Origin of the sequence: Bifidobacterium sp., assembly GCF_022647885.1 — a bacterium.
In the GTDB taxonomy this organism is placed as follows: Bacteria; Actinomycetota; Actinomycetes; order Actinomycetales; family Bifidobacteriaceae; genus Bombiscardovia.
The window spans coordinates 503,535-518,090 of sequence record NZ_JALCLM010000001.1 but is presented as its reverse complement, the minus strand read 5'-3'; the positions used below and the strand labels follow the sequence as shown (position 1 = coordinate 518,090).

Below are 14,556 nucleotides of genomic sequence, written 5' to 3'. Positions count from 1 at the left end.
CTACTTCTTTCATACGGCCTTGATGGCCTGCGGATTGTTGTCTTGGTAAACTTCACGGATATTGTCGAGGATCATCGTGGCCGCATCCGGCTCGTATAGGCGCACAAGCAGGACGTCATATACATTGGGCGAATAGTCGAGACCCAGCCATCCCTTGGCGAAGGACATGGCTGCGATCTCGCTCATCGCCGCAACTCGGGATCGCAGCCGTAGCGGACCCGCTCGATGCGTCGTGGTCTTGTAGTTCTTGGTAACGATGCTTCGCTCATCGCGGTGTTCGAGATAGTGAAACAGTTCATGCGCAATCAACACTTCGCGCACTGCGTCACGACTCATGTCGTGTTCATTGTCCTGACATTCGCTGTATCGCTGATACTTGTCCAACGTGTCAGTGAATACGGTGACGGCATTGGGCTCGACATACTGCGCGAACACCACTCTGTCCGCCGAAAGCGGTTTGCTTTGTTCGTCGTAGGCGATGTCATAGTGGCCCAATACGTCGTCCAGATCACCACCCAAGGCAAGCACTTCGTCGGCGTATTTTTGCCCCACTCCTGCCGCTAAAGCGATGATCTCGCGACGCTGCTCGTCGCTATAGCGTTCATACAGTGGGTCGTTCGACAGCATGTGCCATTGAAAGGCCTCCTGGGGCAACGACATGGTCTGGTCGAGCAGTTCACGTGCCGAACACGCCCGCACTTTCACTTGCGTCACCCCAGGGATCGTCGTCAATCCTGGCATTCCAGAGAAACTCGATTTGAGGTCTTCACCGAGGTGCCTCCACGGGTTGCTCATCAGATCGTGCTCTTCGCCGCAACGATGATGATATCTTGGTCCGGCTCGGCATCGCCGAATTCGACATCCATCAACACCAGCAGCTGTTCATAGTCCATACTGCTGCCATCGAAGTCCATCACTTTGCCTCCGAGACACACATAGAAGTATGGACGAAGCACTGCATCAGACATATAGACGGCAAGATCATCGTAGAGTTGCCGCACGGTATCCTGATACTTCCCGACCGTGGTGCTCTCGATCCTCGCCCCATCACGCTGAACCTTGATGAATCCCTTCTTATCGATGATGCGCACGGAGGTTGTGTCGTTCTTCTGCGCAGTGAACACCTTGATGAAATCAGTTCCAGTGTCTAAGGTGACCTCCGCAACCGGCAGACGCATATCGTCGGCTGCGATCTGTTTCAATTCATCGTCACTCGCTGCTGCGAGCAAATCCTGCGACTGCACGGCTGTCGATCCAGTAGCAATCGCGGTGAGTTTCGACTCCTGCGTGTTGATGTCGATGTGCACTTCGATGGTTTCCGGTGCAGCACCGGACGAGATCGCCTGCGCAGTGGCTTCTTCTCTGATCGATCTGATGTCTTCTGCGGAGGGTGTCGGCACCACACGTTCGACCACATCCCTGATCATGGCGAGCGCCACCCCGATGGACGAAATGACCTCCGCATTCTCCGGGATCATGTATTTCACATCCAAGGTCTCAGCGGTGTAGCGGAGCAGCGATGCAGCTCCGCCGCCACAGCCAACCAACGAGATCTGCTCATGCGACAGCTTGTATTTCTCGGCCAGGGCATTGATGCAGCTTTCGATCTTCTCGTAAGATTTCGCGAGAATCTGTTTTGCCAGCTCCTCAACGCTCAATCCGCAATATGCAGCGACTGGTTCCATCGCCTTACGCGCGGCCTCCGGACTGCCGTAGGAATAATCCCCTTTCGTGACGTAACCCAGAACATTCGCCGCACAGGAATTAGTGATGGTGACGCTTGAGCCGTTTTCCAGGTTGATCTTGACGTAATCCGAGGGATCGCCCTCCTTGGGTTGGCAAAGCTCCATCTGCGGATTCACGATTTCCTCTGGATTCGTAAAGACCGCGTAATCCAAACCCGCGATGTGGGCCGATCGCGGACCCACATCAACCACACCTGATTTGTTCACTCTGACCATCGAGCCGCCCGCCACCGCCAACACACGCACATCAAGGGAGCTGACAAAAGTTTCATGGCCTCCGACCACCGAATAGTCGATGGCAGGACGACCATTCTTGATCACACCGATGTTCGTGGTGGTGCCGCCAACTTCGAAATACATACCGTTGGATGCACGAAGATACATCAGAGCACCCATCACGGATGCGGCGGGACCGGAGAGCATCGTCAACACCGGGCGCTTCTTCATCTCTTCGAAGTCCATGACCCCGCCATCACCACGCATGATCATCAGTGGCACATTCACTCCGGTGGCGCGAACCGAACTTTCGGTTTTCTCAGCCGTATCAAGCATCTTGGGAAGAATGCTGGCATTGATGGCGGCGGTTCTGGTGCGTCTGGCCAGCCCGTACATCTTGGTGATCTCCGACGCCGCAGTGGCTGGATATCCTTCGGCATCGGAGATATCGGCTATGGTTCGTTCCGAATCGTCGCCGTCAACCCCGAAAGCCGCGCTGGCAACGACAACTTGCACTCCTTTGGCACCCATATCCGCCAAAGCCTTTTTGATGGACTCGGTGGTCAGATTCTTGCTATTGATGAACTCATCCACAATATGAATCTGACGGCCGGTGCCAAGATCGATATCGTCCAGATGCAACTGACTTTTGGTCAGGATCGAAGACAGCCATCCCTTGGCCGTGCCCAGGATGCCCACGTTGGCGACATCCCCTTCGAGCAGCGCATTCGTAGCCTGGGTCGTGGAATGCGCGACGAATACCACTTCCTCCGGGGAGATGCCGTTCTTCTCCATGCATTGCTGGAAGCAGTCGACCACTCCGGTGGCAACTCCGGCCTTGTCGTCATGCGTGGTGAAGACCGAAGCTTTTCCGATGATCTCATGGGTGTTGTTATCTATTGCAACGCATTTGGTGTTGGTTCCACCGACGTCGATTCCCATTCGTACAAGTCGTCGTGCCATGATTTACCTCGTTTTTCTCGATTCGATTTCCATTTCGACGCGCACCTGCGATCATCCGTAGATGAAGAAGGTGGCGGCGCTCAGAATCGCGGTGATGATCCAACCGGTCGGCGCCGAGGACTTCAGATAGTCCTTTGTTTCGACCTTGGTGTAGTTAATGCCCCAGATAATCCAGGACTGGGTGATATCGCTGGAGATGTTCATCGTCACCGTCGGCGCGTACATCAGAGCGAAGAGGAAGTGAGGACTGAAGTTCAGGCTCTTGAGAATGCCCAATGTGGCCGACCCCGCGCCAGCCAATGTCAACGGGCCACGGAACAGTCCAAGTGGCGCGATGATGGCGAAAGCTAGGGCGACGACCAGTGTGGAGTTCGGGATGATCCCGCCCAACAGCGACTGGAAGTAAGGCACTGCGAGGCTGGAAGCGGCATTGAACATAGGGATGATCAGCATGAAGCCCATCAGCGGCGCTGTGTCAATAACGCCGTCGTAGAAAGTCTTGTTGAACACCTCAGCAGTGCCCTTCCAAGTACGCATAAAACCACATACGGCTAGCGCGAAGAATCCTGCTACAAGGAAACCGAAAATAACTGGGAGTCCGAAGGCAATGGCCAGCACGACCGGCACGAAAGGCGTGATCAAGGCTATGCCTGGAACTTTGTTGCCTTCAGTGGCACCGGTACCATTTTTAGGCATGGGTGAAGCCCACTGATGCACTTGACGCTTCTTGCGCGAGAAAACGATGGTGTAGATGATCGCTATCAGCAATTGGACTGCCAGCGCGATGAAACCCCACTGAAGGTACTGGGAGTCGTAGGAGACCGTCTCGTTTCCGTTGGAATCCAAATAGAACATCTTGTACTGCGAGAAAATGACCGGGTTGATATACAGACCGGCGCCGACCGCCAACATGAAGGATACCAGGGCTGTTTTCTTCGGGATGCCTAGGGAGAGCAGGATCGGGAAGACGATGACGCCAATGGCGACCACGGCTCCTGCACCAAACATGCTCGAGAATACGAAGGTGGTAACGATCGACAGCATGATTGAGGTGACAACAGGCTTATCGCCGCCGAGTTCAACCGTGAGTTTGATGATTTTGGAAGCGATGCCGGTCTTCAACATCACACGGCCGAACCATGCGCCGAAGATGAAGTTCACCAGGGTCGGGCCCCAGCTTTCCGGACCAGACTGGAATACGGCCTTGAGATGATCAGCCAAGGAAGTATTAATGAGAGCCTTGTTCGCGCTGACGAAGCTCGGATCTTTGATCGTGAGGAACCCGATGATCGAAAGGCTCGCCCAAATGATGGCCATGATGAGCATGCCCAACATCAGATTTCCGCCACGGAACGCATATACGATAAGGCCGAAGAAGGCGACCAGAAGCAGTACGCCTATGATTATCTGCACCATGAATATTCTCCTAACAATTCCATCGAAACCAGGGATCAGAGCACGGAGATCTTGACGACAACTTTGTGGTTATGACTGACTTTCCCGTCAACCATGCCGTGGGCTGCGTGCATGTCTTCCGGATACACCAACACGTAATGGTGGCTGCTTAGCAAGGCGCGGTTGTGCTGCGGTGGGTGGGGGTAGAAGATGATGTCCTCCACCTCGTCGTACTCGGAATTTGGTTCCACAACGCCTTTGTCCCACCAACGCACATATTCCTGCCCGTCAAGCATGTAGTGGAGATCGATATGATCGCGATGCGTCTCGTACACCATCGTGTCGTATTCGCGCGAGTCGTAGCTCTGCACACGGACTTCGATCCCCTCGGCGAGAGGGTACTTGCCTACCGGCTTCGCCAACAGCTCGTCCTCATGCGATGTGAGGTATGCGATTGCCGTATCGATACGTTGACGGACCTTCGGATCGTGTCGGTACCATATTCCTTTGCCGTTTTCCATTTAAATTCTCCTTTGAATCACTGTTCCCTGGCATGCGGCGCCAGAGTGCCATTGCCTTTATGAACATCCTCGTTCAAGGCGTTTTAATGATGTCATTGGTCAGCGTCGACCAATGCATCCAATGCGAATTGGTGTATCCTGCCGTGAGCGTCTTAACCATGAATGCAGGCTCATTCCTTTGCGAATGAAACGCGTCTTCATGAGGCTAACTGCGGTATATCGGATATCACTGTTTTGTGGAAGTGCCCGACATCAATGTTTCATTTTTAGTACGACCTTTCTGACGTTGCTTGCTGTGCCACGCACCAGACCATTCGTTCTGTGCGGTTCGTCCATACCGATGATCAGTGCGTCTCCGGCGCGCATGACGATTGAGCTACAGCTCTCAGGCGGCTCAACATGTGCCAGATCCCTTTCTTCGAGGTACTCGGTCTCCTTGGGATGATCCATGCTGACCTGAATCGTTTCCTCGCCCTCGACGATGTAGTGGATATCCAGTCGATGGTGATGCACCTCGAAAGCGATATTCTCGATGGCCTGCGTTTTGTATTCCAACAGCTGTGCGAAACAATGCTCATCAAGATCGATGTGCCTGCTGGCAGGCACCGACCAATCTGTATGTTTCAGGAGCTCGATGGCCTGTTGCAACCTGGCGTAGTCATCCACATCAACGTGGTGCACATTTGTCCATAACACGGTGGTTCTCTTTATCCGGTGTCGTTGAGGGCACCTTGTTCATTGTTCAACCCTGTCCGACTCACGTTCGACAAGGGCAGAACAAATGGTTCTGATATTGGGAAGGTTCTGCGAGCCAAGATCCCCATCAAGCAGATCCTTGGCTGCGTAATACCCCATTTTGTACGAATCCTGCTTGACGGCGGTGATGGTCGGGGAAGTCAGCCCCATCCAATCCCAGTCTTCAAAGGACACGACCCCTATATCCCGTCCTATGCGTACGCCTTTGGACTTGGTGTATCGGAGTAGCACTTTCAACGCCTCGCCATTGACCGTGAATGCGCCGTTGCAGGAACCTGACGCAAACACCGCGTCCAACTGTCTAAAGGCATCGTCCTGCGATGTGTATGAGACGAGCGCAGCCTTCTGTTTGCCTTGCACAGCGGCCAGATATCCTTGGTACCGCAATTGTCTGGTCGTGACCGAGTCGATATCAGGCGTAATGAACGCTATTGACTCGCATCCGTTTGACTGTAGACGCTCAATGGCCGCATAGGTACTCGCGAAATTGTCCGATGTAACGGTATGGAATTTCCTGCCTGCCAACGGACGGTCAATCACTACTGTTTTCGCAGGGTCGAGCTCGTCAAGGAAATCATCGTTACCTCCACATGTATTGATAATCAGACGATCGATATTAAACGACAGTAAATTCTTGATGCCTTCTCGCTCTTTGCCGAGACTGCCGTTGGAAAGTGCGAAGGAAACCATATGGTTCCTTTCGGTACACGCGTCGAAAATGCCACGCATAGCAACGGAGGAGAAAGGATTGCCGATATCTGACATCACCACGCCAACTTGTGGGGCCTGTCTACGAGCCAGACCCACCGCCATTTGATTGGGACGATAGTCCAGTTCCTTGATCACACCTTCGATAATTTTCTGCGTCTTGGAAGATACCTTGTTTCGTTCACCCTTGATGTATCTAGAAACAGTTGATTTCGAGACACCTGCGCGTTCCGCAATATCTCTGATGGTGTATGACATCTTATTTCCCTAACTGTTACAGGCATTCAATGGTGATTAGACGAAGCGCACTACCTCCATTTAAATTATCTACCATAAACGTTCAAACATTATGGTACCGGTACCATTTTACGGTTATCAATTAACACCTCCTTGTGTTATTAGCAGATAATACAAGTCTGAGGCAACGGTGTCAACACGAAGCAGTGTCGCAGGGATTTCATCACCTCTATGGAGAATCTGTGTGTCTTGTCCACATCGACACCAGTAACGGGTTTGCTGCAAGATTGGTTAGCTGCTTCGGCGGAACGGTTGCTGTCTACACCACGTGCCGCAGACCCGACCAGCAGCTCACTGGGCCACACTTGAACAGACCATCGGCACACTCCCCGAACAACACACAAAATCCTTCGATGAATAAAACCGCTTGGATGAAGAATTTGGCGAACAGCCGTCAAACTTGTTCAGTAGCAACACCACGCTTGACCTTTGGCCTTTGTGGGTGAGTTCCCCATTTATCCACACAGACAGAAAGCAGTCGCTGTTTCATCGTTCCTTGTGCATAGTTGCCTTACTGCGCGGCCCTACTTGAGGTCGGCGAGAATGTGAAAGGAACAAGCATGAGTGTTTTACGGTTCGATTCTGGTGTCCGAGTATCTCACAAATGGCGTGCTCTTCGTACGATAATAGCGGCCTTGACCGTTGCCGGATTATTAGTTGGCGGCGCTGTGGCGAGCGCTTCTACTCATCTTGGCAATCCTGGTTATGATTACAATCCGTACAACCTTTCTGCCCAAGGTGGCGGATGGAATGCAGGAAATGGTTCGGGTCTTGGGATTATAGACTGGGCGAACGGCAATCCTGTGTATTGCATCGAGGCTGGGGAACCAACCATTGATCTAAATTCCGGTACATGGTCTGAAGCGAACGATTCAGATTCTCGTATTGCAGCCAACTTAGTGGATCGCAATAAAAACGATTTGAGTGACTTCACGCAGGCCGCTGTCGCGTATGCGCTTCACGCGCATCTGGACGTCGGCTCGCGCTGGCTTGTCCTCCGAGCGCATTATGGCGGAGCTGTTACCTTAGAGGGTGGCGATATTAATGCTGTTGTTGCGCGCGGCGACCAGCTTTGGGCTGAAGCAACGAGCAGCGTGTCTTCTGTTGTTGATGCCTCATACCAATACACCCAGGCCAAGCGCAAAGGAACAGTAGATCCTGGAATAAAAAATGCATCTCATCAGTATGTTTCTGGCCTTAGCTTTACTATTACCGACTTGAATAATGCTGTGTACTTTGATTCAACAGGAACACCTACGTTCAGCGGTACCACGAATGGTTCAGCCCAACATATCGCTTGGACTGCAACCAGTAATGGAGCTGCCAATTTCAGGATTCGCTATCAGGTAGCAAAAGGATCAAAGCTGGATTCCAGTGTTCAGGATTTGTTTCGACCATCACATACTGAGTCTCAGGATGGGTTTATCACTTTTGCCGTGCAACGTGATTTTCAGCCGATAGTGAGTACGCAGGTTTCCGACACGACGTTGGATACTGGCGCAATGGTCACGGATCGCGTGTCTTCGGGTGTGGTGCCTGGTGATGAGTGGGCGGCTGGTGTAAGTGTGTCAGCGCAAGGATGGTATTTCACTGGTGTTGCTGCGAATATTCTGAAGAAGATTGCTCAGACGGGCAGTGTTAGCGATCCTGAGTCGACTGGTCATTATCTCGACCGATTGAAAGGTTTGGGGTACTCACCGGTAGCGAAAACTTCAGTATCATTCAATGGTAGTGGTCAGACAAAGAATGTGACCGCTCAGAAGTTGGATGGTTTGGGCAATTGGGTGGTTCCTGAATCTCAGGCGGGACAGTTCGGTACGTGGGTGTGGTTGATTGATAAGGAAGTTCAATCCGAGCCAGACTATATTACAAAGGATTACATTCACGAGTTTGGCATCCCTGCCGAGACTGCTGCACATCGCCGTCCTATTGCACATGATTCGATTGTGCTCGAACAGTATTCTGGACTTGACCGTGACATTATGGATACGGTCACGATAGGTTGTTTACCGGAGGATTACGGCACATTCAATGGTAGTGGATCTTACGGATTTGATAAGGATACAGACGCAACGATTCGCGTGTGGTGGGCTGGTAGTGCTACAGGTGTTAAGAGCGAGGATGAAGCTTATAAGCCTACATCAGCTGCTGAGCCAGTTGCTGATGCACATCATAAACTGATTGGCGAGTGGACGGTTCCCGCACGTAATGGCGTGTATAAAATCGGTGGCGGCAAGATCACGCTGCAAGAAAATGGGTCTTCTAGTGTGCAGACTGTTTCCAACACCGTAAACATCATTGCTGATGATACTAGTGAGACGGGTTATTACGTATTTATTTACGATTTTCCTGGTTCTGCTCGCGCTCCGGCATTCAGGAGCGCATACAACGATCCGTGGGAGCGCACCTTCGTGGAGGCAGTACCCCCGAGCCTTCCAACAATCAGTACGAATGTGACGAAAAGCGAAGTAGCACAAGGCGAATCATTCGCCGACGTAGCGAAGATCACCGGTCCGCTAGCTGCAGGCTCATACGTGACGTTCACTGCATTTAATGCAACGAAAGGCAATCCGAGTGTGGGAGCAGCGAAGCTTCTGGATGAAGTACGTGTGAATGTCACCGCTGAACAGATTCTTACATCTCAGTCCAAGCCGATTGAGGTCACAAGTCCGAGTACAAGCACGGACAAAACGGGGAACGTCTACTGGAAAGTGAGCCTGTGGAATCCTGCGGGCGAGTTGTTGGATTCGCATGAGTTGGGTATCGAGTCCGAGACAGTCACGGTGCGGGGCATTTCAGTGACCACACTGGTCAGCAATGGATCTGCCTATGTGAACGAGAAATTCAGTGATACAGCAACCATCGAAGGCAAACTGTCGCGTGGCTCCTATGTGTTGTTCGATGCGTATAATCCAGTATCTGGCAAGCCTGATACCTCAGTTGGCAAGCTTTTGGATTCAGCCCGTGTAAATATCGCTGATGCTCAGATAGATGCTTCATCATGGTCAACGAGCTTCACCATAACCAGTCCTGAAATATCCACGCCAAACGTAGGCAATGTGTATTGGAAAGCTGGCGTATACCGTGCAGACGGTCTGCTGCTTGCCACTCACGAACTAGGTATCGCTGGTGAATCTGTCAAAGTTCATATGCCAACCATTGAGACACAGGTAAGCCGGAGCATATCGAAGCCGGGCGAACAGTTCAAAGATACCGCGACTATCACCGGTCAAGTGCCGAAAGGTTCCTACGTCACCTTTACTGCCTACAACGCAGTGCAGAGTGATCCTGACATCAACGCTGCAAAGCTGCTTGACGAAGTGCGCGTGGACATTGCAGATGCTCAGGCTATCGACTCGGCAACCAAGCCGATTATTGTCACCTCTCCCAAGACGAGTACAGATACTGCCGGGAGCGTGTTTTGGAAAGCCACGTTGCGTGCGGCTGATGGCACGGTAGTTGCTTCGCATGAGCTTGGCTTGCCGTCCGAGACTGTGCATATCGCTCCTGGTGGGATTGTCACGTCGAATGCGCAGAAGTTTGGTGCTGTTGGCGAGCAGTTGTATGACGAGATCACGGTGTATGACGAGTCGTTGCAGTCTGAGAGTCCTGATAATCGTGAGCATCAGGGTGAGGGTAATTCGAATGACGGCGGTACGGTCGGGCGTATCCCGCAAGGTTCCACGGTCACGGTGACCGCGTACCGGCAGGGTGATGATGACAACGGGAATTCCGGCACCTACAAGCTCGGCTCGAAAACCATCACCTTGGATACGAATCTGTTCGAAGCGTTGAAGACCGGGCAGCAGGGTAATCGTCCGGGCAAGTTGACGTTGAAGGTCACCGATCCGAGTTTCGTGTTGGATAAGGCAGGGATGGTGTATTGGCAGACCGAGTTACGAACCGCTCAGGGTGGCGTGCTTGACAGGCATGATTACGGCGAATGGAATGCTGATCACGAGACGGGTTATACATCTTTTGAGCGCACGCCGGTGCAGAAGTTTGACACCACGGTGTCCAAGAAATGGCTCTCATCGAACGAAACATCGTATGAGGATGCGACCGTGCAGGTGTATGACGTGTTGCATCAGACCGCGTACGAACCGTATAGCAAGCAGGGGTATACGAATGGTCAGAGTGCTCAGACTCCTGATGGTGCGAAAGTAAGTTTCGAGATCTGGTCTAGGGACGGGGCACGCAAGGATACTCGCGTCGCTACTCTTAGCGCCCACGATTTGCCCAAGCTGGCGCAGTTGGGTAAGAATGATGATCCTGATACCGAGCATCCGCATGTCGGCACGGACGATCTCGATAACTATCAGAACATCAAGTCCGAGACCTTCACTGTCCCGTCTGATTGGGATGCGTCGACATACTACTATCGCGTGAAGGTCACGATGCCCACCACTACGGCAGGTAAGGGCACGAATCCTGAGAATCGCAATGAGGATATCGTCTGGTATGGCGGTACCAGCGGAGCCTACTCCCAGTCGGATCGGCAGACTGTCACCTATACGTCCACCGCACTGGGCTGGGATGATGATGAGTCCTTCGACGTGATCCGCGCTTCTACGGTGAGTACGGAACCGTTGTGGTTGGATGACATGCACATCTCTGATCAGGTGACCTTAACCGGTAATATCCCCGCGAACACGCAGTATCAGGTCGAGATATGGCAGACCGACACACATGACGGCACGGCAGTTCAGAAAGTGGATACGACTGGGAGGCTGCCCGTGCCTGCATCGGCTATCGGTGGTCATCTGGGTGGTGTGACCTTCCGTAGCAAGACCTTGAACGCTCCCGTGGTGGGTTCTTACCAGCATCGGGTGAAGATTTGGACCCCTGAACAACCTCATCAGGGTAATGCTCTTGGTACTGGTGGGGATACGGCGATGAGTGCCGCGTTCGGTGTGATTACCCCAGCCAGGATAGCCCAGGCGAATGGCTCGTCGGTGAGCTCCGATAAACAGGCCGGTGATTACTGGCAGCAGGCTAACGCCACTCAGAAGGGTAATGGTGACGGATATGCTGACCGTTGGCTGTTGTTTGATGGCAAAACCGTGGATGCGGAGCGTTTCGAGATCGTCACACTCACCACCAAGGTTAAAGGCACGGATCATGTGCATATCTCAAAGGGTGAAAGCTATGTGGATGTGACCAATGGTGTCCAGGTGCGTGATCATCTGGATATTGACGGCTATATGCTCGCCGGATACCAGGTCGGTTTCAACCTGTACCGGCAAGTGGGTGATAACCATGCTGATGACGTGCTGGTGCACACCATCAATCCAGTGGTGTTGAGTGAAGCCCAGACCGCGTTGGACTCAGCACTGGTGCATATTACTGATCCGGCTGAGTATTACTGGCAGTGGGTGTTCACCAAACCCGACGGTACCACGTTCCAACCAGATAATGTGAATCCCGCGAAGTCCGCTCAGCGCATCACAGCCGAGTCATTCCACGCGGTGCGAGTCACCACGAGCACGCATAAGTGGGCTGCGAAGGGTGGCAAGATCGCCGATACCGCACGTATAGAAGGTGTGCTGCCTGAGAGTGCGATGATACGTTTCGAGTTGCATGACTGGGCGAGTAAAGCCAAAGTCAGCGAGACTGAAGTCCGGACACTCAAATCGCTCGGATTCAACACCAATGTGGTCGATCAGGAGGTTACCGGCCCTGAGTTGGTGGTGCCTGACGCTACGGATTGGTATTGGGTAGAAGTCCTCGAACTGCCAGACGATGATATGAGCACGCCGTTGCATACCGGTGGCGACCGGGTCAAGCCGGAGAGTGTTCGCGCTATTGATGCGCGTACCGATGTGAGTGCAGAATTCATCCTGGGCACAGCGGTCAGTGACCATGCGGATTTGACGAATATCAGGTGGCAGCAATCGGGTGATATTCGCGACGATTTGACCACGGGATTACAGGCCCGTTGGCTGTTGTGGCGGCAAGGTGAGGGCAATACCAACACCGATACGAAGATTAGCACCAGTGGATACGTGCCTCTGTCTTCCGGTCAGATCGAGGCTGTTAGCCCGACGGTCACTCCGGAAGAGGTGGGCATCTACTACTGGCAGATTGAAATCAGCGATCCCAGCAACAACCATAAGGTCGTGAAACTCGGTGAGGCGCGTGATCCTCGTGAGAGCTTCCGCATCATTGACGTTTCAACCACCGCGCAGGTAATGCAACAGGTAGGTAAACCGCTGCAGGACACCGTGACCATCACCGGACCAGTACTTGAAGGCACGCTCCTGTCGTGGGAACTTTACCGTCGCTGGACACCCACACCTATAGATATAGATAATGAGGCAGAGGAAAGCGAGCCGAGTATCCAACCACTAGATGTTGAAGCTGATGGTGAGGATGCGTTGGTCGCCTCCTTCGACGGGCCGGAAACGGGTGCCCATCTGATAACCGAAACGGAAGCCAAAACCGCTTCAGAGGATGGGAAAGTGGATATTACCGGTCCTGAAACCCGTGTGGATAAGGTGGGTGAATACTATTGGGTGGCCTCACTCAGCGCTCCCGCAAAGGACCTCGAAGGCGGCGGTAGCCCGAAGCTTCCCGCTGACGCGCATGACACGTCGCACTTGGAAGATACCCCGTTCTGGACGGACCGAGTGCGCGTATTGCAGGAGACCACGCAAGTGGTCGATGCCGTGACGCTGACCCAAGCGTTCGGGCATACGGGTGAAGCGTTCCATGACACGGTCACCTTCGAGGGGCATGTTCTGCAAGGCACACAAGTGGATGCCACGCTCTACCGGCAGTCCGACGGGGACGACGTGAACAAGGACGTGAAAATCCTGACCACGAAGCGCGTGATTCTCGCGGATGGGCAGCGGAGCGTCGATCTGGAAACGGTGAGTGTCGATATGCCGGGCCGGTATTACTGGCGCGAACAGGTGTATGCGCCATCCAGTCACACAGTGCCCGACGATCCTGACGCTCAGATTCCCGTCGCCGATCAACCATTTATCACTGGTCTGCCGCGCTTGGAGAACGAGAGCATCAGCGTGGTCAGAGTCACCACCACCACAAATCGTGTAATGGCATTAGGTGAGGCGATCCACGACACCGCGCATATTGAGGGCGACGTGCCGCAGGATGCACGAATCATCTTCCAACTCTGGCAACAAAGTGACGGTAATGACGCTTCCAAAGACTCCTTGATATTCACCACCGATGTAGTAGTTCTGAATGCAGGCGAAACGCAGATTGACAGTGCACCATTCATACCTAAAGAGATCGCCACGTATTACTGGACAGAAAGCATCTATCCGCCCAGCAATCCCGACAATCCTGTGGAGCCATGCGTGCCGAATGTGAGTGATAACCCTAATCCGTGTGAATCTGCATTACATACCGAGCCGCCACGAAGCTCAGAAGAAAGTGTGGGCATGATCAAAGTCACCACCAAAGCACAACCGCAAGCCCACGCGAACGCACCCATGCACGATACAGCCCTCATCACTGGGCAAGTGCCAGACGGGTACGAACTGTCGTTCGAATATTGGCAGCAGAGCGATAGTAATGCCCCATCGAAGGATGTACTGATTTCCACCACACCAGCAATATCGGTGGAAACTGGCACTCAGCATATCGAGTCTCCATCAGTTACCACTAGCGAAGTAGGCACATATTATTGGCGAGAACGCTTGGTGGAACGTTCAACAGGAAGACTCGTTCATTATGGTGAGGCACGCTTGGCTAGTGAGACCACCAAGGTCAACGAACTTGCCAACACAGGGAGTACAGTCAGTTCAGCACTATGGCTGACGGCGCTATTAGCACTACTCGGCATGGCACTGGTTTCATACTCTCGCGGCTTGAAACAGCACACACACCGGCATGGACGGCATATGGCATGATGCCATCATATCGAGCGACGACCAAGCTGTAGGCCCTAAGCTACGACGGCATGGCAACAAAAATGTCAACACAAC

General features: G+C 52.9%; 7 protein-coding genes. 1 reads left to right on the top strand and 6 read right to left on the bottom strand.

Translation table 11 applies throughout. From position 1 onward, the window contains the following. Positions 1–9: 9 nt before the first annotated feature. From LKI20_RS02060 to LKI20_RS02035, 6 genes are all read right to left on the bottom strand, one after another. Positions 10–741, bottom strand: a complete 732-nt coding sequence (locus LKI20_RS02060; RefSeq protein WP_291769178.1) for a hypothetical protein — start codon at positions 739–741, stop codon at positions 10–12. Between the two features lie 53 nt (positions 742–794). Further along, on the bottom strand, positions 795–2,924 hold the full coding sequence (locus LKI20_RS02055) for a hydantoinase/oxoprolinase family protein (protein WP_291769175.1): 2,130 nt from the start codon (positions 2,922–2,924) through the stop codon (positions 795–797). 51 nt (positions 2,925–2,975) lie between these two features. Continuing rightward, on the bottom strand, positions 2,976–4,340 hold the full coding sequence (locus LKI20_RS02050; protein ID WP_291769172.1) for a hypothetical protein: 1,365 nt from the start codon (positions 4,338–4,340) through the stop codon (positions 2,976–2,978). Positions 4,341–4,375: 35 nt separating this feature from the next. Beyond that, positions 4,376–4,840: a YhcH/YjgK/YiaL family protein gene (locus LKI20_RS02045; protein ID WP_291769169.1), complete on the bottom strand. Its 465-nt coding sequence runs from the start codon at positions 4,838–4,840 to the stop codon at positions 4,376–4,378. Between the two features lie 252 nt (positions 4,841–5,092). After that, positions 5,093–5,536, bottom strand: coding sequence for a YhcH/YjgK/YiaL family protein (locus LKI20_RS02040; protein ID WP_291769166.1), 444 nt, complete (start codon positions 5,534–5,536; stop codon positions 5,093–5,095). 39 nt (positions 5,537–5,575) lie between these two features. Then, positions 5,576–6,562: a LacI family DNA-binding transcriptional regulator gene (locus tag LKI20_RS02035; RefSeq protein WP_291769164.1), complete on the bottom strand. Its 987-nt coding sequence runs from the start codon at positions 6,560–6,562 to the stop codon at positions 5,576–5,578. Positions 6,563–7,161: 599 nt separating this feature from the next. On the opposite strand from LKI20_RS02035, the gene LKI20_RS02030 reads away from it, so the two are divergent. Continuing rightward, positions 7,162–14,481, top strand: coding sequence for a hypothetical protein (locus LKI20_RS02030; protein ID WP_291769161.1), 7,320 nt, complete (start codon positions 7,162–7,164; stop codon positions 14,479–14,481). The last annotated feature ends 75 nt before the right edge of the window (positions 14,482–14,556 follow it).

What these genes read in the sequence shown, in the direction of transcription:
- LKI20_RS02060 (WP_291769178.1), bottom strand. Translation starts at nt 741, where the DNA reads ATGCCAGGATTGACGACGATCCCTGGGGTGACGCAAGTGAAAGTGCGG.
- LKI20_RS02055 (WP_291769175.1), bottom strand. Translation starts at nt 2,924, where the DNA reads ATGGCACGACGACTTGTACGAATGGGAATCGACGTCGGTGGAACCAAC.
- LKI20_RS02050 (WP_291769172.1), bottom strand. Translation starts at nt 4,340, where the DNA reads ATGGTGCAGATAATCATAGGCGTACTGCTTCTGGTCGCCTTCTTCGGC.
- LKI20_RS02045 (WP_291769169.1), bottom strand. Translation starts at nt 4,840, where the DNA reads ATGGAAAACGGCAAAGGAATATGGTACCGACACGATCCGAAGGTCCGT.
- LKI20_RS02035 (WP_291769164.1), bottom strand. Translation starts at nt 6,562, where the DNA reads ATGTCATACACCATCAGAGATATTGCGGAACGCGCAGGTGTCTCGAAA.
- LKI20_RS02030 (WP_291769161.1), top strand. Translation starts at nt 7,162, where the DNA reads ATGAGTGTTTTACGGTTCGATTCTGGTGTCCGAGTATCTCACAAATGG.